Below are 18,986 nucleotides of genomic sequence, written 5' to 3'. Positions count from 1 at the left end.
GTCAAAAACAACAGCGGCAGCATCTGCGCCTTCATTGTGTCGAATCACAGGGCAGCCGACACGGTTGCCCCAAACAGCCAATTGATCAATCGCTGCAGCACGGAAAGTGTCACCGGCAGCCAACATCACCTTGTAGCCACTGATCTTCAATTTGGCAGCTACTTTGCCCACAGTGGTCGTCTTGCCTGTGCCATTGACACCGACCACCAAAACAATATTCAATTTGCCTTCTTCTACCCGGAAAGGTTCGCTCTGCATTTCTTCTTCAAGATATTTCATCAGGGCAGGAACCACTTCACTGGGCAAAAAGCGACGTTTCTTGGCTTCAGCACGCAGAAAGTCCAGAATGCGATCCGTTGTAGCAATGCCCATATCACTTTGCAGCAGAATTTCTTCAAGCTCTTCAAGCATATCTTCATCTACTTTGGTACGCCCTTTGGCAAGACGGTGCAGATTATCTGCCAGATGATTCCGACTTTTGCTTAAGCGTTCACGAAATCGGGCCAGCCAGGATTGCTTTTCCTGTTGCGGAACACGCGGCTTTTCTTTGCCAATGCCTAACCACAACATGCCTTTAAAACTTTTGAGCCAGTCTCCCTCTTGAGGTTCAGACTCAGAAACCTCTTCGGCAGCTACCACTGTTGCTTCTGATTCTTCTGAAACATCGGGTTCTGACGCAGGGGCACTGAGATCCTCAGCAAGAGCTTCGGACGTCTCGCTGAGAGCATCCGGAGCGGCATGCGTTACAGACGCTTCAGGCGCAAGATTTTCGGCAGGAACAGGCGCTTGTTCAGGCCTTTCAGATTGAGATTCAGAAAGCTCTGTTGCCTGCAAATCAAGCGGGGCTGCTTCAGTTTTTAAAACAGGCGCAGTTTCAACCCGCGCAGCGGGAGCCTCACTTTGAGGCTCTTGGCTTACGCTCTCTGTGGTTTCTGCGGATTCTGCAGCGGCAGGGTCGACCCACCCATCCTCTTTAAACAGATCTTGAACGGGCGTGTTCAAGATTTTCCAAAGACTTTTTTTACGGGGGCGGACGTCTTCACTCATGCGCGATAACTCCGGCGTAATTCTTCGGCCTTTGAAATCAGGTTGCGCAAAACACCGTTTACAAAACGATGAGAATCGCCTGTTCCATATTTTTTCGAAAGCTCAACGGCTTCATTAATCACCACCGGCAAAGGTGTAGAATCACCACCGATCTGATGCACGAAAGGATCATAAAACATTTCTGCCGCAGCCACCCGAATCAAATCCCGGTCAATGCTGTTCATGCGCTCCAAAGGCCATTCAGGAGAGATCGCATCCACCTCGGTATCAATCTGCACCCGGTGTTTGCGATACTGTGCAGCCAACTCAAGCGCAAATTCGCGAATTTGCGGGGTATCCGCCAAAATACGCAAAAGCGGGATCTGCATCGACTCTTCCATAAGATGGCTGGCCCTCTCCATCTGCTCTGTCTGCAGCAGGAGGGCGGCCTGAAAAGCTTTCATTTCTTCAATCTTCTGACGAATCTGACGTTGAGGGTCCTTCGCTGAAAGAACTATTTTCTCCTCCAGTTCAAAGGAAGACAGTTTTTCGTGTACTTCCTGAAGCGCTTTTCCAGAGGTCAAGAGCGCGTCTTCTGCTTCTGAAAGCAAAACCCTGACTGAACGCTCTAAAAGTTCTTCCAGTAAAATCTGATCTGCATGTTCTTCTTGGGATTGTTGCATCAGAGAAGAAACTGTTAAAAAAGCCAACTCACGCCCAATATGTCGGGCATAGCTCAATGTTTTGTGAGGGGGATGAATAGAAACCATAAATTTAAATTTAACCAACCGTTGCAATCGTAGATGTCATAGTCTCCTGGTTTTGTACTGAGGGGGCAGAGGGTTTACGAAAGGTCCAGAATTTATTCAAACCAAAATTCCAAACCAAAACAAGCATCGAGGTCAAAGCCTTGGCCAACATATACCAAACGCCAAGCAAAGAAACAAAGACCCACATCAAAGCCTGTGTGAGCGCCAAACCGCCAAGTGAAACCAGGAAAAAGCGAAAAAATTCAGAGGATACTTGATTGCCTCTGCTCTCGAAGGTCCAGAGACGGTTGAGAATATAGTTATTCACAACCGCAAAGAGAAAAGCCAAAGTCACGAAAAATGGAAAAAGCCAGCTTTTGCGGGGATCTATTCCACTCAAATGCGTAAGCAGATAAAGGGTTCCCAGATCGACTGCTGTTCCTAAAATACCCACAGCAACATAGCGAAAAAAAGTTGTCTGGCGTTTTAAAAACTGCAGCATGAAAATGACGCCTCTTTGTCAAGGATCAAGATAAAAACCGTATACATCATACCATTCCCCTCAAATGAAGGGATATGTTTTAGAGCGCTCTTCTTTTTATATCAAGAAACCTAAATCTTCAAAGCAGATCCTCAAATTTGAACTGCCTAAACCCCCTGTTTTCAGGTAACATAGTAAGTGCAGTTCACAAGCCACACCCGCTAGACGCCACGGCTTGCATCGATTATCAGAACTACCAGTCAGAGGGAATTGAAGCATCATGTCATCAGAGACCGCAGCGGCAGGACTTACTCAACTTTTTGAAACCACATTCAAAAATCAGCCTGAATTTCGCCTCTATATTTCAAGTTATCTTGAATTAATCAAGCAAAGCAACAGTCATTTTGACGAAGCACAGATCAGCCTTGCAGAACAGAATCTTTGGGCCGAATTCTACCGGCAATGCCTGCAAGCGATGGGTGAAGTTTCCTTTGACTGTCTGGTCATTTTAGATGCTTCTGGAAAAATTCTCGGTCTGAACAAACTGGCTGAACGCGTTTTAGGGCGTCCCTCGAGAGACTTAATTGGTGTTTCTGCTTTTGAAAAATTCTTTCCCACAGCCCAAGGCCAGGAATATTACCAATGCGTTCAAGAAGGACAAAAAGACCCCAATACCAATTTATTCTCACGCCGCTGGGACATTGTACTGAATCGCGCCAATGGCTCGATCTTTCCGATTGAACTGCGCCTCAACCGCTTGAAAATTTTTGGAAGTTCGGTGCTTGTCGCGAGTTTCAATGACGTCACCAAACAAAAATGGACCTTTGATGCCCTTCATTTTAATGAAGAACGCTACCGTAAAATAGTCAATGAAAATGCTGATGCTGTGTTTCTGATAGACCCCCAAACAAAAAAGATCACAGAAGCCAACCCTGCTTTCAATGTCATGTTGGGTTATAACGCTGATGAAATGTTCTCCCTGACGCTTTACGATATCATGGAAGGCGAGCCGCTTAAAATTGATGAATGGATCGATTTCCGACGTTTTCGGGGAACTGAACTTTTGGTTCGGGATGAAGCTCGTTTTTTAAACAAAGCCAATCAATGGCTGGAAGTTGAAGTCAGTTGCTCTGTTTTTGAACAGCGCGAAAAACATGTTGTCTGCCTGATTGCCCGTGACACCTCTGAACGAAAAATCTTAAAGCGGCCCCGGCTGCTGCTCGAGAAATTGCAGAGTTCCGGTCTCGAAACCAGCCTGGGAGAGATCAGCCGCCTGATTCAGGAATTGGTGCCTTCCAAAGGCCAAAAAGAAAAATTGTCTGAGCTTAGAACCCTTCACCAACACGTTTGTGAACTGATCGAAGGCGCATTGCCCCCCGAACCTGTCAAAGGACTGACCCAAAATGCCCAGAATGGAATGGTTCTTCCCACCCAGCCCTTCAGCCTGCGCGCGGTCGTCAACTCACTCAAATTCCTCTTTCATCAAACCGCTCAAACCCGTGGATTACAGATTTTTCATTCCGTTGAAGATGATGTACCCGATGCATTTTCAGGTGAGCCCAACCGTCTTCAGCACATTCTTTACCAACTCTTGGACAACGCCCTGCGCCATACGGAACAAGGGAATATTCTGGTCAAGGTACGCTTGGCAGAACAAGACGACCATTCCGCAACCCTGCTGTTTATGATCCGGGATACGGGCCATGGCATTGACGAAACGACCCAGGAAGGCATCCGCCGTCTTTTTGAAACGGGCGCACTTCCCAAAGGACTGACCTTCAAGGGCTTGACACAAGCCAAACAGTATATCAATGATTTAGAGGGAAAAATCTGGTTTAACAGCTTGCGGGATCAAGGCAGCACCTTTCTTTTCAACCTCAAACTCGCATTTTCAAACGAAGAACCCCGTCATATTCCGGATTTTGATCCAGAAACGCCTGCCCCTGCGTTTCTCCCAAGCGCTCCTGAGCCTGTTCAGGAAAAAACCAATACCTCACGGATTCAAACCATTGCCAATGATGAAATCGCTGAAGAAGCAGAGGCAGAAGAAGAGATCCCTGAAGAGACAAGAACCCAGCCGGTAAATGAAAGCGCTCAAACAGAAGCCCACGAGCATTCAGCCGTGCCTGCACTTCCTGTGAATTTTAATCCTGAATTTTTAGAAGGGCTCGAACCCTGTGCGATTCTCTTGGTCGATGATGATCTTGAAACCATGCTTGAATTTCAACAGTTTTCATCCGGTTATCCTGTGATTTTTAGTTATGTAGACAATGGCAGAAAAGCAATTGAAATGTTTAAAGAAAAAGCCTTTGATCTGCTCTTGATGGATTTGAATATGCCCGTGATGAATGGTAGAAAATCAACCGAGCATATCCGGAACTGGGAGAAAAAAGAAGATCGGGGTCAAACGCCGATTGTTGGCCTGCTCTCAGAAGGCGACAGCCCTGAAGACCAGGAGGGATTTATGGCCCTGGTCAAAAAACCACAAACCAAAGAAGAATTACTTTCGGTTCTGGTTCAACACATTCCCCTCTGGGCAGATCAAATCTCCCTGCTTCAGCCTACAGAACCAGAGACTCCAGACTCCAGTTCAATGGAAGCAACGATCGTACACATTGGAGCAGATATGGCAGAACATGCCCCTGCTTTTCTTGAAAAAAGACAACAAGATCTGGTAAGAATCGAAGAAGCCTTAAACAATGGAGACTTTGGCTTGATCCGCGTCCTGGGCAAAAGCATGAAAAGCGCTGGCGGCATTTTTGGCTTCACCGGCGTTACTGAAATTGGAGAAGCCCTCGAAAAAGGTGCAACCGGTTCAAATCAGGAGCTAATCGCAGAAAATCTCATCAAGCTACGCAGTTATTTGGACTCTGTTCAAATTGTGGTGGACAGCTAAAAATTTACGCTTCGGTATCAGTGCCCTGCACTTTGGTAAGTATGCCAATCGGCTGATCAGCAGGGCGCAGAAACAAGCGGGCCAGGAATAAACCCAGCCCGCTTAAAAAGGGAACTGAAAACAAAGCGAAAACCAAAGCTTGCTTGAGTACATACCAGTGCGTTACAAACATCGGAGCCGGGTTTTCGCCCGACTCCACTTCAAAGCCTTGGCGGCGACTTTTTAACATCCGCCTACATTTTAATCATCATATCATGAAGTTTTTCATGTACCCGTTGCAGAGAATCAGACAATCTTTCGGCCTGGGCAATCTGGCCGCATTTGCCATAAAGGTCATCCCAAAAAGCACATTTATCACCTACACAAGGAACTGCCGCATCCTTTGAAAAAGAAGCACGAAAACTCATGATGGGGCATAAGCCCCCTTTTTTTTCAGCCATTGAGAAATTCCCCTCGTTTACCTTAATCGAATTATAGGATTATAACAAGCTATGAATAGATGCGAGAAAATTCAGGACAAAACTTGGAAACAGGAACAGTCCCAGTATACCCACAAGCCCCAAAATACTCGCCATCATCAAGGCCGGATGAGATGATTTTTGTTCAAACTCGGCAGTACTCTGTCCAAAATAAAGCATGCGAATTACGCGGCTGTAGTAATAGAGAGAGACCACGCTATTCAAAACGGCCACAAGAACGATCCACAGGTAACCCGTTCCCATTTGGGTAACAGCCCCAAACAGATAAAATTTACCTGTAAAACCGGCAAAAGGAGGAAGTCCGGTAAGAGACAGCAGACACGCGCTTAAAACAAAGGCAAACCAAGGATAACGGGCACCCAATCCAGAAAAGTAAATAATTTCTGTGCTGCCCATTTGTTTTGAAAGATGGGTAATCGCTGCAAAAGCGCCCAGATTCATAAAGACATAGACCAAAAGATAGAACAAAAGTCCTGAAATCGCCATGTCACGGGAACTTAAATTCGACAGGGCGGCCACCCCTAAAAGCAAGTAACCCGCTTGGGCAATACTGGAATAGGCAAACATCCGTTTGATATCCCGTTGTGCAATCGCCAGGATATTGCCCAAGGACATCGACAGAATCGCCAAGAGAAATACCAGACGCACCCAGACAGGGGTTAGAGAATTATTATCCAGCATTTGCGTCATGCGAATCAGGGCGGCAAAGCCTGCAAGTTTTGAACTGACCGACAGGAAAGCAGTGACAGGCAAAGGCGCACCCTCATAGACATCGGGCGCCCACATATGAAAGGGAACAGCGGCGACCTTATAACCCAGCCCCCCCAAAATCAAGAAAATAGCCACCATCGGTTGCAAAGTCAGATAACCATTTGAATCCAGCAGGCCTTGGGTAATTTGAGAGAAATAGGCATTGATCTGGGCATACTGAATACTGCCAGTCATGCCAAAAATCAGAGAAAGGCCATACAAAAGCAAGCCTGAAGAAAGGGCTCCAAAAACCAGATACTTCAAAGAGGCTTCTGCAGATTTGGGGTTGTCTTTGCGCAAAGCCACCAGCACAAAAGAGGAAAGACTTAAAAGTTCAAGTGAAAGGTAAAAAGTAAGCATTTCGGTGGCCGCAGAAAGAAACATTGCGCCCAAAGTCGCTAAACAAATCAAAGCATAAAATTCAGCCGCATGGCGGATCTTATCCTGAACATATTGCACCGAAAGCATGATCGTCATCAACGCCGAAAGCAAAAGTGCAAAGCGGAAAAACAAACTCATATGATCAGGTGCAAAGGCTCCGTAAAAACGCTCAAGGCCAAAATAGCCCCCAGCATGGGCCCCGACCAGAACCCCCAGGGCAATGCTTAAACCCGCAGCAGAAATAAAGGCCATCACCCCACGTCTCCGGCGTTCGTCCTGATCATTGAATAAATCAGCACCAATCACCGCCAATGCGGTCAGGCAAACTAGAATTTCAGGTATGATGACGGTAAAGTCCACTACTCAACTCCTTCATTTCGGCAAAAGGGATATCAACTGCTCAGCGGCAGGGTTGATCATATCCATCAACAGAGCCGGGTAAAAGCCAAGTGCAACCACCAAGAGGGTCAAAATCACAACATTAAACAGTTCAACTCGGTTCATATCCGTCAGCTCTTGCCAGCGTTGGGGCAAACTGCCAAAGAAAACGCGCTGGGTCAACCACAGGGTATAACCCGCCCCCAAAATAATCCCCAAAGCAGAGCCTACGGTAAACAATTGAATCGCAAAATGGGGAATGCCTTTCAGATGGTTGCCATAGCTGCCAACAAAAATTAAAAACTCACTGACAAAGCCACTCATGCCGGGTGCCCCGACTGAAGCCAAGGCCGCCATCACAAAGAAAGCTGAAGCCAGAGGCATTTTCGCGCTCAAGCCCCCCAAATCAGCAATCACACGGGTATGGGTTCGATCGTAAACCACCCCGACAAAGATAAATAAAAGTGCTGTAATCGTGCCATGGGTAAACATTTGCATAATCGCGCCATCTAAACCCATGGGGTTCATTGCAGCCAATCCCAGGAGCACAAAGCCCATATGGCTGACGCTGGAATAGGCAATCACCCGTTTCATATCTGTTTGCGCAAGCGCAAGCAGTGCGCCATAGAGAATATTGATCATGCCAAAGGCCGCAATAAAAACAGCCAATTGTTTCATCAGATCGGGAAAGAAACCAAAGCCGAAACGGATAATGCCATAGGCACCCATTTTGAGCAAGACACCCGCGAGCACCACACTGATTGCAGTAGGCGCTTCAACGTGCGCATCTGGCAACCAGGTATGAAAAGGCACCATTGGCAATTTCACACAGAAGCAAAGCAAAAGGGAAACCAGAACCAGAATCTGGAAAGAAGGCGCCAGAGTTGCCAAGAGCGAATTATGATTTTCAAGCAACGCAATCACATCAAAGGTATGCGGCTGTGAGAAGAAATAAATGGCCAAAAATGCAATAAACATAAAGGCACTGGCCAACATGGTGTAAAGAATAAACTTAATCGCAGCGTAGCCGCGACGGGGTCCTCCCCACAATCCAATCAGGAAATACATGGGAATCAGTTCAAGCTCCCACATCACGAAAAACTGAAATAAATCAAGGGAAGTAAAAACACCCAAAACAGCTGTTTCCATGATCAGGAGCATCATGAAATACATCCGGCTGCGTTCCTGAATCCCCCAAGAGGCAAAGACCGCCACGAAAACAATCAGAGTGGTCAGTAAAACCATGGGCAGACTGAGACCATCCACCCCCACCTGGTACTGAATATGCATCGCTGGCATCCAAGGCAGGCGATCTACCAATTGAAAAATGGCTTTGCCAGAGGCATTGTGAAGCCCATGCTGATACTGGCTCAAGGCGAACAAAGACAAGAGAAAGGTCAAGCCACTCCAGCCAGCAGCCAGCCAATGGTAAATATGGGAGCGTTGGCTGCGCACGAAAAACAAGGAAAGCGCACCCAATACAGGTAGAAAAATAAGCGTTGTTAAAAGAAATGAATTGGTTTGCATTACATCCCTACCTTTCCAAAGCCCAATTTCAGAAAGGCCAGAAGCAGAACCACCAAAATACTGACCACACTTAAGGCATAATAGGCAATGCGTCCACTTTGGAGGTATTTTAAGGTTTCACTGCTTCCAATCGTAAACAGACCCACTCCATTGACCAAAAGGCCATCCAGAATATATTTGTCAAAAAAGGCGCTGATACGTGCAAAGCCCATTACGACCCAACGTATGAAAAGCAGATAGAGTTCATCAAAATAAAAGCGGTTAAGAGAAGCCTTGTGCAAAGGCGCAAAGCGTTCAGCCAAAGCTTGAGGAGCAAGTGCGGGTTTATCCGAACCATACATGGCCCAGGCCAAACCCAAACCAACCAGAAAAACGAACAGGGAAACGCCCAAAACAACAGGGTTTAAACCGGTATGGGTTGCCACAGCATGGCCTGTAGCTTCATGCCCGACTGGCGAAAAGTGCAGAAAAGAATGAATATGAAAAGCCGGGGGTGTCCAGGGTGTGCCCACAAAACCTGCAAGCAGTGAAGGAATTGCCAAAATCACCAGGGGTCCCTTCATCAACCAACCTGAATCATGGATCTGCTCAGGAGCAAGCTCACCCCGGTAGGAGCCTTCAAAGGTCATAAAATAGAGGCGGAACATATAAAAGGCGGTGAGTACAGCCGCAAGGGCAGCCAATCCAAACAGAGGTGAATGGGCTTCCCACATCGCCAGCAGAATTTCATCTTTGCTCCAGAAACCAGCAGTCAGGAAAGGAAAGCCAGAAATAGAAGCAGTGCCAATCAGACAAGCCAGGGCCGTTACAGGTAAAAATTTACGCAGCCCGCCCATCACACGCATATCATTGGAATGAACAGCGTGAATCACACTGCCCGAGCATAAAAACAGCATCGCTTTGAAAAAAGCATGGGTCATCAAATGAAATAGACCTGCGGTATACCCCAGAGGAATAATCTGAAGATGCCCTGCTTCCGTAGTGGCCTGGTACATGCCCAAAGCCATCATCATAAAGCCCAATTGGCTGACTGTTGAATAGGCCAAAACCCGTTTAATATCGGTTTGCGTAACGGCAATGGCAGCAGCCAGCAAAGCGGTAATACCCCCGATCCAGGCAATCGCATCAAGCACCAGAAAAGAACCAAACAGGGGGCTGGTGGCCTGTGCAAAAAGCGGCATCAGCTTCGCAACCATATAGACGCCAGCAGCAACCATGGTAGCAGCGTGAATCAGCGCACTCACAGGCGTTGGGCCTTCCATTGCATCGGGAAGCCAGACATGCAAAGGGAACTGAGCGGATTTACCAATCGGCCCACAGAAGAGCAGAATGCCTGCCAGCGCCAGAAGTGCCCCAGGCAGTTTACCAGCGGCCACCGCCTCTGTCACAACAGAAAACTGAAGACTGCCCGTCATATAAAACAGAATCAAAATTCCCAGTAAGAAACCAAAATCTCCAATGCGATTGACGAGGAAGGCCTTTTTGGCTGCAGCGGCAGCTTCGGGCTTAAACGTAAAGAAACCAATCAAGAGATAGGAGCAAACCCCCACCAGTTCCCAGCCCATATAAAGCACCAAGAGATTATCGGCCAGCACCAGCAAAAGCATAGAGAAAGTAAACAACGATAGGGCGCCATAATAGCGGGGAATGCCCTCTTCATGCGACATATATTCTGCGGAATAAATTTGCACCAAAAGGCTGATAAACGTCACCACGACTAACATCATGGCGGTGAGATTATCAACCGACCAACCCATCGCTATTTCGGTCTGGCCAGCCGTTAACCAACGCAGAGAACCCTGCAAAGCGTGTCCGGAATCAGCGAATCGTGCCCCCAATAAACCCAAGGAAGCAACGAAAGCGAGTAAAACACCTGTGATTGAAATTCCAATTGCCGCTTGATTGGCTTTGCGCTGAAAGGCAGCCAGGATAAAAATCAAAGTGCCTGCCAAAAGCGGAAAAAAGGCTGGCAGCCATGCATTTTGAGTAAGAAAGGGCATATTCATGATCGGCTTACCATTTCATCAGATGGATCTTGTCCATATCAACGGACTGAAAGTGTTTGTAGATCGAAAGCGCGATCGCCAACGCGACACCGGCTTCAGCAGCGGCAATAGTCATCACAAAAATCGCAAAGACCTGCCCGGTTAACTCATGGGGTGTTACATAATGCGAAAAAGCCACAAAATTAATATTGGCAGCGTTCAAAATAAACTCAATCGACATCAGAACCTTGATCAGATTGCGGGAAGTAATCAGGCCAAACAAACCAATCGAAAACAAAAGAGCCGCCACAAGCAGATAGTGTTTCAGTCCAATATTTAAAATTTCATTGGCCATTTTCAGAAGCCACTTCCTTACGTGCAATCACAATCGCGCCAACTAAAGCCATCAAGAGAATAACCGAAGCGATTTCAAAGGGAATCAAATATTGATTAAAGAAGAGTTTGCCAATTTCAGCAACCGTGTTCAAATCAGCTGGGGTCGTACTTCCTTCGAGATGCCATTGCCCTTTCCAAACCGTTTGGGCCAGTAAGGAAAAAAGGCCTAGAAAAACAAAAATCCCAGCCAGACCTCTGAAGTCTGCGCCATATTCCTGCAGATTTTTACCGCCATTGCGAATCAACATAATCCCAAAGACAAAGAGAATAGAGACAGCACCGGCATAAATCAGAATCTGAGCTGCAGCCAGGAAATCAGCATGCAATGTTACGTATAAGCCCCCCACGCATAAAAAACTAAGCGCGAGCAGAAAGGCACTGCGAATCACATCCCGCAGAAGCACAACGCCTGTTGCAGAAGCCAGAAGGGTGATTGAAAGGAGATAAAAAGCGAGGGTTGTTCCAAAATTGAAAAGAACCAAACTGGTCAGAAGCAAAAAACCCGCAGCGAAAAGCAAACCGAAGACAATTTTGTCTGCAAATCGGAACGTCATGGTTTTACGTGTCCTTGGTGTACTGCTGCTGTCATGATGCTGCTATCAAATATATCTGAGTTATTCTGGATAGAATTTAAAGAGCCCAGAACGAGACTCGAACTCGTGACCTCATCCTTACCAAGGATGTGCTCTACCAACTGAGCTATCTGGGCGTATAAGTGGGAGGAGCTGGGTTCGAACCAGCGTACACGTACGTGAGCAGATTTACAGTCTGCCGCCTTTAACCACTCGGCCATCCTCCCGTATACGTTCGGGGCTGATGCCGATGATAGGAATCGAACCTACAACCTACGGTTTACAAAACCGTTGCTCTACCGTTGAGCTACATCGGCATGCGCACCAACTGCCTGCTTACTTACTAAGCAAAACAAACAGGGTGTGTATGACTTTTGTTTCTTGCCATCAATCAAGCCGAAACGCAGAGATCAAGATCTACACTTTAAGCAAATAAATCTATTTGCGATAGACGCTTTCAAACTGTTAAGTAGCCAGAAACTGCTTCCTATCAGGAAGATTTCAGCCACCGTCATAACAGTAGTACATATTACACGCTTCTCGAACAGACCACAAGTAGACCCAAAAGGATCTTCTCTGAATTCCGCCGAGATGGCTGTGTTCACACGGGTTCAGCGGAATTCAAAGCTCTTAGAGAAGATTGCTGACCACTATCTCCTGGCCCTTTACATTCGCGATCATAATATAACCCCGTTTCTGAGAACGGATTTTTTCAAGGTAGACCGCTTCGATTGAGAAACCTTCCGGCAAATAATTTTTCAAAACCGATTGCAACTCGTTGATATTATTTGCATGGGGATACTCTCCATTGTTCTGAAGTGCAAACTTTTCAAGCCCATGCCTGAGGTCATATAAACCCACCAAGACTTGATTCACAACACCCTCAGCATCAGAACGGGCCAATTTTTCACGCAGTGTATCCACTTCCTGACGTAACTGCCTGTTCTCTTTTTGCAGCTTCTCCATTTGGCGGGCAGGCTGCTCCCATAGATTCTGAAAGCTTTCACAGCCCGATAAAGAGCCGATCAAAAGACAAACAACAGCCGCAGAGAAGAACCTTGACATTATTGCCCCTGGCTGGATTTTTTCCAGTCGGCAAGAAATTTCTCGATGCCCAGATCTGTTAAGGGATGGTAGAAAAGTTGCTTCAGAACCTTATAAGGCACAGTTGAAACATCTGACCCCAATTGAGCCGCACGCAACACATGTTGCGGATGGCGCACGCTGGCAGTCAAAATTTGAGTTTCAAAATAATACTGATCAAAAACTGTACGAATATCTTCAATCAGAGCCATGCCATCCTGACCTGCATCATCCAAACGCCCCACAAAAGGGCTAACATAAGTCGCTCCCGCCAGCGCAGCCAGCAAAGCTTGGTTCGCTGTAAAGATCAAAGTTACGTTGGTCTTGATGCCTTCAGCAGAAAGTTGCTTGGTGGCTTTGATACCTTCAACCGTCATTGGGCATTTCACCACCACATTGGAAGACCAGGTCGCAAACTCATGCGCTTCTTTGAGCATGCCTTCACAATCCAGACTCAAGGCCTCTACACTGATAGGCCCATCTACAAGGGCACAAATTTCTTCAATAATTTCTCGGTGAGGACGGCTTTCTTTGGCAACCAGAGAAGGGTTGGTCGTAACACCAGAAATAATCCCCCAACTGGCGGCATCACGAATCTCATCAATATTGGCTGTATCTATAAAAAACTGCATTTTAAAGGGCCTCCATCTAAACACATGGTAAATTTAAGGTTTCATAATTCATTTCATGGGTATCATGCCCCATGTATACAACCTGGGTTGACAGGGGTACAATGACTTTGAACAGTGAAGCAAAATAGAACCATGTTATATTTTAAAGACTTAAGCTTTTAAACTATAATTGCAAATTCTAAATTTCATTGTTCAACTTGAATGGATATTCAGTATATCACAGGCTTTATCTCCTCCGAGAGAGCGATTATTGGAGAGCAAAGAGAAACTAACTGTGATCAAAAAACTTGACTCTTTGCAAGGATGACTGAATATAATTAATTGACTGCTTGAACGAAATTTCAATATGGCACCGTGATTTATATGAAACTATGTTAAGATATCTTAAGAAGTATTGTGGCAGGAAGTAATCGGACCTTGAAGAAGCAAACGTGTATTAAACTTTCATTTCTTTCCAGTTTTGTTCTATTGACAGGTGTGGCATGTTCAAGTCTGAATAACCCCTTTCATCCCTGGGCAGAGTTACGCATCACCGATGTCGCAGCAGGTACTCAACAAAGTTCAGGTTCATTCGTCGGAATTCGTCAATCCAGCTCAGTTGTGGATGGCATTCCCGCTATTGTCTATACTTATACTGAACCTACTCTTAAAATAGAGAATAAACCCGCACTGCCCCGTGTTGATTTCAAAAAATTTAAAGTCGAATACCTTTTGGCTGATGGGACGTCCCTTCCGATAAAAGAATATCCTTTAAGTCAGACTTTACCTGCAAGTGGAACAGTGGATATCCAAATTAAGATCATGAGTGTTGACACTGATTTACGGAGTGTTGTTTATCCCGGTAATCGTGCCCCTCGTGTCACAGATGGAACCGCATATGTAGAACTCATTGGCAAAGATTTTAATGGCTATGATATTTCTGTCAAAACATCTTTCCCTTTACGTTTTGAATCATTGCTTTTCTCTGACAATAGTCAGATTCCTGTTCCTGCACCGTCTACAACACCTTCTGCCGCTCCTGTAGCAACCCCCAGCCCCCAGATTAATAATATACGCCCCTAAATAAATATGATATGAGACCGCCTCGGAGGAAAAAGTAAAAACCCATGAAAAGTCTTCGCCGCCTTTCGGTTAACAGCCTGGCCTCTCTACTTGTCGCTTTGACACTGCCTATGGCCTGCCAAAACACCTCCGGAGTCCTGACCGGTTCTCAGGCTAGCTCTACCAGCACTTCTGAGGGAGCGATTACTGGGGCGCTTTATACTGGAACTGCGACAGATGGGCGCTTGGTTCCTCCCAAAGAAGTCGTGTCCATTGAGATTCTTGATAAAAATAATAAAGTTTTGTCCACAACTCAAACAGATCAATTGGGAAACTTTTTTCTTCGCAATATCCCCATTCAAGCAAACAATGAAAAAACAGGTGAAGAAGTGATTGTCCGCATTCAACGGGCTGATTATAGCCGGAGTATGCGATTATTTCCTGGAAGAGTTATTAATCTAAGCGCCATTCAAATGGTTTCTGAAGCCCCCAAAGAACAAGCGCAATCGATTACAGGCATTCTACTCGATCCCAATCAAACCCCACTTTCGGGTATCTTGATCAGGGACAAAGAGTTTTCCTTTCGCTCGGCAACCACCGATGCCAATGGACGCTTTGTCCTTGATGTGGTCAGTGATCAAGTTGAAATTGTTTTAGATGATAGTAGCTTACCTTTTACTATCAACGTCAGCGAATTCAAAACCAAGCAAATCGTTACTTTGGACACCAATAATGTACGCAGTGTCAGTGGAATTATCCAAGATAGCACCAATTCAAATATTTTTCTGAACAAAGTTAAAGTAAAGATTGCTGGTACAAGTATTTCAGCAACAACAAACAACAAGGGTGAATTTTCGATGAATGGTGCTCCTCTCGGCCCCTTTACCCTTGAGGCTGAAGCCATTGATGGTTATACAGGCACGGCAATTCAAGTCAGGCCAGCTGAAATCAAGGATGGCAAACCCACTCCAGTAAAACAAAATCTGAATTTGCGACCTGTTGGATCGGTTCAAATTAATTTCAAGGTAGAAGATGCCCCAGGTTTTGGAGATCCCAATAATAATCCCAATATTCCCCCCTTGGGCTGCGTGGTGGGCTTTAACTGCGCAAACTACGACCTGAATGGCGATGGCACAATGGAAGACGTCTACCACAATAGTTTGGGCGTGCGCACAACAGATACAGCAGGAAAACCTGGACTGGAAACTTTGGTCAATATCGAAGGAACCGATATCACGCGTCAGATTTCTTATCCACCTGCTCCCGTACTCGATCTGAAAGGAACAGATGCACTCGGCGAAGTAAAAATCTTTCCTCAAGCCGTAGTGGCACCAAATATTGTTTACAGTATTGTTTTGGACAATGTTCCTGGCGGGCGCCAGAATATCACAATTTCAATGACGGGCATGCAAACCCAAAAAAGTATCAGTGTCTTCATTCCTCCCAAAGACACGATTTCAACCGATTTGATTACCCTTTTCCGAGTTCGTCCTGTAATGGGCGTTGGCGATGTAAAAGGTAAATTGGTGGTCATCAATGAAAAGGGAGAAGATATATCAAGTAAAATCAATTTCAATAATCTGAAAGTTGCTTATGTTGACATTGCTGACAGTGAATATTTTTCACCCACTGGCCCGAATGGCGCCCTTGAAAGGAACCCCGATCTCTTGCGTCGTATCAAGGACTCTTTGACCAATGCAGACCGTTCAGTGCGCTTAAGCAATAATAGCTATTATCTGAAAAACGTGTCCACAGGTTCACGTGTCATGGTTGTGGCCGGTTTGCTAACGGATACAGATGAAGTTTTGGCTGATTGCTTTGTACCCAATTCGGCTACACTTTTGAATGTAAGGCCAGGTGTCGTTAATTTTGCTCCCGATCTGTCACTGACACTGCGCCCCTTGCCTGGCTGCGGTGGCTAAAACCTGAATCGCTGATCTGTGTCAACCCACTTTCCTGACTTCCTGATTATTGGAGGCGGGATCGTGGGTTTGTCTTTGGCCAAAACCCTCAAACACGCCTATCCAGATCTCCAAATTACCTTGCTTGAAAAAGAAAAAGACGTAGCCCAACATGCTTCCGGCAGAAACAGTGGGGTCTTGCATGCGGGTTTTTACTATCCCAGTGACAGTCTCAAAGCACGCCTTTGTGTGGAGGGAAACCGTTCCCTAAAAGCGTATTGCCAAGAACACGCACTGCCTTTAAACCGATGCGGAAAATTGGTGGTGACTCGTTCCGAAGCCGAGATTCCTGGTCTCAAACGCCTGTATCAAAGAGGCTTGGAAAATGGAGTCAAGGTCGAGCTGTTGAATGAAGCAGAAACTCAAAGCATTGAACCCAACGCAAAGACCCATGGTTGGTCACTCTTTTCACCTGACACAGCGACCACCCAACCTCAAAAAGTTTGCCAAAACCTGAAACACGAACTGCTGGAAATGGGGATTAAAATCCAACTCAACCATCAGTATCTGTATCAGCGTAAAAACAGGGTCTATACCAATCAAGGGCTTTATCAGGCTGGCATGGTAATCAATTGCGCGGGGCTCTATGCCGATAAAATTGCTCAGGATTTTGGCTTTGGCTCAAAATACACCTTGCTTCCCTTTAAAGGTATTTATTTGGGTTACAATGGAAACCCAAATATTATCCGCACGCATATTTACCCAGTTCCCGATCCTCGCCAGCCCTTTTTGGGTGTGCATTTTACAAAAACTGCTGATAACCACGTAAAAATTGGCCCGACTGCCATTCCTGCCTTTTGGAGAGAAAATTACCAGGGCCTGAACAATCTCAATTTTCAGGAATTTGCTGAAGTGGTCTGGTACGAAAGCCGATTGTTTCTCGGCAATGCTTTTGGTTTCCGAGATTTGGCCCTGAGTGAAATACGCAAATATGCACGCAGCCATTTCGCACAGTTGGCGCGCCATTTGGTACATGAAATTGATCCCAAAGACTTCAAGCATTTTCTGGCTCCGGGCATTCGGGCCCAACTCTTAAATAAACAAACCCTTGAGTTGGTACAAGACTTTGTAATTGAAGGCGATGTACACAGCCTGCATGTTTTAAATGCTGTCTCACCGGCTTTTACCTGTTCTTTTGCCTTTGCAGAATACCTCAATAAAAATTGGATCTCAAAGATCAGATGAATAAAAGAGCCTTGTTTTTAAGCATCGGCGCAGCTTTCATGCTCCTGACAGCAGTCCTGACCTTCCACACCTTGCAAACCCCATCACACCAACTCGTCTCTCCCCCCTCCTTTACACAGGATCCTGCACCCTCAGCACAAATGGCGGAGAGGCTCTCGCATGCAATCCAGTTTGCGACAGTCTCTGGGGAAGGTTCGCAGAAGCAGGTAGAATTTACAAAATTGCATGCTTTTCTCGCTCAAGCTTTCCCCCTCACCTTTCAAATCCTCAAACCTGAAAGGGTCAATCAAAGCAGTCTTTTGATTCACGTTCCCGGTCTTGCACCAGAACAACCTGCAGCCCTTTTTTTAGCCCATTTGGATGTGGTGCCTGTAGAAAAAGGCACAGAAAATCTTTGGCAAGCCCCTCCTTTTTCGGGTCGGATCCAAGCAGGTCATATCTGGGGACGGGGCGCCATTGACGATAAACAAAGTGCACTGGCTCTGCTGGAAGCCATCGAAGCCATGCTCAAAGCAGGAATCAAGCCAAAACGCTCAATTTACCTGGCCTTTGGTCATGATGAAGAAATCGGAGGCCAACAAGGAGCAGCCGCTATCGCCAAAACACTCCAGAAGCGCAAGCTGAATTGCGGTTTTTCACTGGATGAGGGCTTGGTGATCGTACCTGGCAACATGATTGGAATGAAGCCTCCCATTGCCCTGATCGGCATTTCTGAAAAGGGCTATCTCTCAGTTGATCTCAGCGTGGCTCAAGCAGGAGGACATGCTTCTATGCCTCCCGCTGAAAGCAATATCCAGATCCTGGCCCAGGCCTTGGTGCGTCTTCAGAAAAACCCTTTTCCAGCCCGTCTGAGTGCTGCTGCCCAAGCCATGTTTGCCTGGCTGGCCCCTGAAATGCCTGGTTTGTCAAAAGTGGTACTGACCAATCTTTGGCTCTTTCAACCACTTTTATTGAAACAACTCTCAGCCAAACCTTCTACCTCAGCACTGATACACACCACGGTAGCGCCGACCATGCTCGTTGGCAGCCCCAAAGAAAATATTTTACCTGCCCAAGCCAAAGCCACACTCAATCTCCGTCTTTTACCAGGGGATACACAAGCCCAAGTCTTGGCAAAGCTCAGGCAAAAAATTGCGGATCCACGGGTTAAAATTGACCCTCACCCAGGATTTTCTTCTGAGGCAGCCCCGGAATCAGAGATTGAGGGAAATGAGTTTCAACTTCTCCACCAAACAATTCGTGAAGTTTTTCCAGAAGCGCGCGTAGCCCCCTCCTTGGTACTGGCCGGAACCGACAGCCGACACTACCAAAAGCTATGTAAGAACCAATACCGTTTTCAACCTGTGTATTTAAACACAGAAGATTTAAATCGGATTCATGGCAGCAATGAACGGATTGCTATCACAGCGCATGCTCAGGCCAGCCGTTTCTATTTCAAGCTCATGCAAAATCTCTAAAAAAATA

At 46.2% G+C, this 18,986-nt stretch carries 17 protein-coding genes and 3 tRNA genes; 5 read left to right on the top strand and 15 right to left on the bottom strand.

The features are described from left to right. The 3 genes from COW20_14805 to COW20_14795 form a co-directional block, all read right to left on the bottom strand. A partial coding sequence (locus COW20_14805) for a hypothetical protein (protein ID PIW46880.1) occupies nt 1-1,047 on the bottom strand: 1,047 nt, incomplete at its 3' end. Beyond that, entirely contained in the window at nt 1,044-1,814 is a 771-nt protein-coding gene (gene nusB / locus COW20_14800) for a transcription antitermination factor NusB (GenBank protein PIW46879.1), read from the bottom strand. The genes COW20_14805 and nusB, both read right to left, overlap by 4 nt. Continuing rightward, on the bottom strand, nt 1,807-2,277 hold the full coding sequence (locus COW20_14795) for a hypothetical protein (GenBank protein PIW46878.1): 471 nt from the start codon (nt 2,275-2,277) through the stop codon (nt 1,807-1,809). The genes nusB and COW20_14795 overlap by 8 nt, the downstream gene beginning before the upstream one ends. A gap of 259 nt (nt 2,278-2,536) precedes the next feature. Here COW20_14795 and COW20_14790 point away from each other — a divergent pair, with 259 nt between their 5' ends. Then, entirely contained in the window at nt 2,537-5,152 is a 2,616-nt protein-coding gene (locus COW20_14790) for a hypothetical protein (GenBank protein PIW46877.1), read from the top strand. A 4-nt stretch (nt 5,153-5,156) separates the two neighbouring features. On the opposite strand, the gene COW20_14785 is transcribed toward COW20_14790, so the two are convergent. From COW20_14785 to fsa, 12 genes are all read right to left on the bottom strand, one after another. Beyond that, entirely contained in the window at nt 5,157-5,381 is a 225-nt protein-coding gene (locus tag COW20_14785) for a hypothetical protein (protein PIW46876.1), read from the bottom strand. Nucleotides 5,382-5,385: 4 nt separating this feature from the next. After that, nucleotides 5,386-5,592: a hypothetical protein gene (locus COW20_14780; GenBank protein PIW46875.1), complete on the bottom strand. Its 207-nt coding sequence runs from the start codon at nt 5,590-5,592 to the stop codon at nt 5,386-5,388. Between the two features lie 39 nt (nt 5,593-5,631). Then, complete coding sequence (locus tag COW20_14775) at nt 5,632-7,122, bottom strand: NADH-quinone oxidoreductase subunit N (GenBank protein PIW46874.1); 1,491 nt, start codon at nt 7,120-7,122, stop codon at nt 5,632-5,634. Nucleotides 7,123-7,134: 12 nt separating this feature from the next. Beyond that, nucleotides 7,135-8,667 (bottom strand): oxidoreductase, encoded by a 1,533-nt coding sequence (locus tag COW20_14770; GenBank protein ID PIW46873.1) that lies wholly within the window; start codon nt 8,665-8,667, stop codon nt 7,135-7,137. Beyond that, the gene (locus COW20_14765) at nt 8,667-10,667 is read right to left on the bottom strand and encodes an NADH-quinone oxidoreductase subunit L (GenBank protein ID PIW46884.1); all 2,001 of its coding nucleotides are present in this window, start codon (nt 10,665-10,667) and stop codon (nt 8,667-8,669) included. The genes COW20_14770 and COW20_14765 overlap by 1 nt, the downstream gene beginning before the upstream one ends. Nucleotides 10,668-10,680: 13 nt before the next feature. Next, nucleotides 10,681-11,007, bottom strand: coding sequence for an NADH-quinone oxidoreductase subunit NuoK (locus COW20_14760; GenBank protein ID PIW46872.1), 327 nt, complete (start codon nt 11,005-11,007; stop codon nt 10,681-10,683). After that, entirely contained in the window at nt 10,997-11,602 is a 606-nt protein-coding gene (locus COW20_14755; protein PIW46871.1) for an NADH:ubiquinone oxidoreductase subunit J, read from the bottom strand. The genes COW20_14760 and COW20_14755 overlap by 11 nt, the downstream gene beginning before the upstream one ends. Nucleotides 11,603-11,684: 82 nt before the next feature. Continuing rightward, nucleotides 11,685-11,757: transfer RNA gene (locus COW20_14750), tRNA-Thr, on the bottom strand. 7 nt (nt 11,758-11,764) lie between these two features. Continuing rightward, nucleotides 11,765-11,847, bottom strand: a tRNA-Tyr gene (locus tag COW20_14745). 15 nt (nt 11,848-11,862) lie between these two features. Next, nucleotides 11,863-11,937, bottom strand: a tRNA-Thr gene (locus COW20_14740). A gap of 313 nt (nt 11,938-12,250) precedes the next feature. Beyond that, nucleotides 12,251-12,685 carry a hypothetical protein gene (locus COW20_14735; protein ID PIW46870.1) on the bottom strand — a complete coding sequence of 145 codons (435 nt, stop codon included), beginning with the start codon at nt 12,683-12,685 and terminating at the stop codon, nt 12,251-12,253. Further along, complete coding sequence (gene fsa, locus COW20_14730) at nt 12,685-13,335, bottom strand: fructose-6-phosphate aldolase (protein PIW46869.1); 651 nt, start codon at nt 13,333-13,335, stop codon at nt 12,685-12,687. The genes COW20_14735 and fsa overlap by 1 nt, the downstream gene beginning before the upstream one ends. Nucleotides 13,336-13,752: 417 nt before the next feature. Between fsa and COW20_14725 the strand changes: the two genes are divergently transcribed. From COW20_14725 to COW20_14710, 4 genes are read left to right on the top strand one after another with little or no spacing between them, the layout of a single operon-like run. Then, the gene (locus COW20_14725; protein PIW46868.1) at nt 13,753-14,397 is read left to right on the top strand and encodes a hypothetical protein; all 645 of its coding nucleotides are present in this window, start codon (nt 13,753-13,755) and stop codon (nt 14,395-14,397) included. Between the two features lie 44 nt (nt 14,398-14,441). Next, complete coding sequence (locus tag COW20_14720; protein ID PIW46867.1) at nt 14,442-16,298, top strand: hypothetical protein; 1,857 nt, start codon at nt 14,442-14,444, stop codon at nt 16,296-16,298. Nucleotides 16,299-16,316: 18 nt separating this feature from the next. Next, entirely contained in the window at nt 16,317-17,522 is a 1,206-nt protein-coding gene (locus tag COW20_14715) for an L-2-hydroxyglutarate oxidase (GenBank protein PIW46866.1), read from the top strand. Beyond that, a complete protein-coding gene (locus tag COW20_14710; GenBank protein ID PIW46865.1) occupies nt 17,501-18,979 on the top strand; it encodes a hypothetical protein in 1,479 nt (492 codons plus the stop codon). The genes COW20_14715 and COW20_14710 overlap by 22 nt, the downstream gene beginning before the upstream one ends. Nucleotides 18,980-18,986 lie beyond the last annotated feature (7 nt).

The sequence above is a fragment of the bacterium (Candidatus Blackallbacteria) CG13_big_fil_rev_8_21_14_2_50_49_14 genome (assembly GCA_002783405.1).
In the GTDB taxonomy this organism is placed as follows: domain Bacteria; phylum Cyanobacteriota; class Sericytochromatia; order UBA7694; family UBA7694.
Note: the sequence above shows the minus strand (reverse complement) of the source record. Positions and strands in the feature narration are given on the sequence as shown.

Coding starts and splice junctions, on each gene's coding strand:
- COW20_14790 (PIW46877.1), top strand. CDS start 2,537: ATGTCATCAGAGACCGCAGCGGCAGGACTTACTCAACTTTTTGAAACC.
- COW20_14780 (PIW46875.1), bottom strand. CDS start 5,592: ATGGCTGAAAAAAAAGGGGGCTTATGCCCCATCATGAGTTTTCGTGCT.
- COW20_14755 (PIW46871.1), bottom strand. CDS start 11,602: ATGACGTTCCGATTTGCAGACAAAATTGTCTTCGGTTTGCTTTTCGCT.
- COW20_14795 (PIW46878.1), bottom strand. CDS start 2,277: ATGCTGCAGTTTTTAAAACGCCAGACAACTTTTTTTCGCTATGTTGCT.
- COW20_14770 (PIW46873.1), bottom strand. CDS start 8,667: ATGCAAACCAATTCATTTCTTTTAACAACGCTTATTTTTCTACCTGTA.
- COW20_14720 (PIW46867.1), top strand. CDS start 14,442: ATGAAAAGTCTTCGCCGCCTTTCGGTTAACAGCCTGGCCTCTCTACTT.
- COW20_14765 (PIW46884.1), bottom strand. CDS start 10,667: ATGCCCTTTCTTACTCAAAATGCATGGCTGCCAGCCTTTTTTCCGCTT.
- COW20_14735 (PIW46870.1), bottom strand. CDS start 12,685: ATGTCAAGGTTCTTCTCTGCGGCTGTTGTTTGTCTTTTGATCGGCTCT.
- fsa (PIW46869.1), bottom strand. CDS start 13,335: ATGCAGTTTTTTATAGATACAGCCAATATTGATGAGATTCGTGATGCC.
- COW20_14785 (PIW46876.1), bottom strand. CDS start 5,381: ATGTTAAAAAGTCGCCGCCAAGGCTTTGAAGTGGAGTCGGGCGAAAAC.
- COW20_14760 (PIW46872.1), bottom strand. CDS start 11,007: ATGGCCAATGAAATTTTAAATATTGGACTGAAACACTATCTGCTTGTG.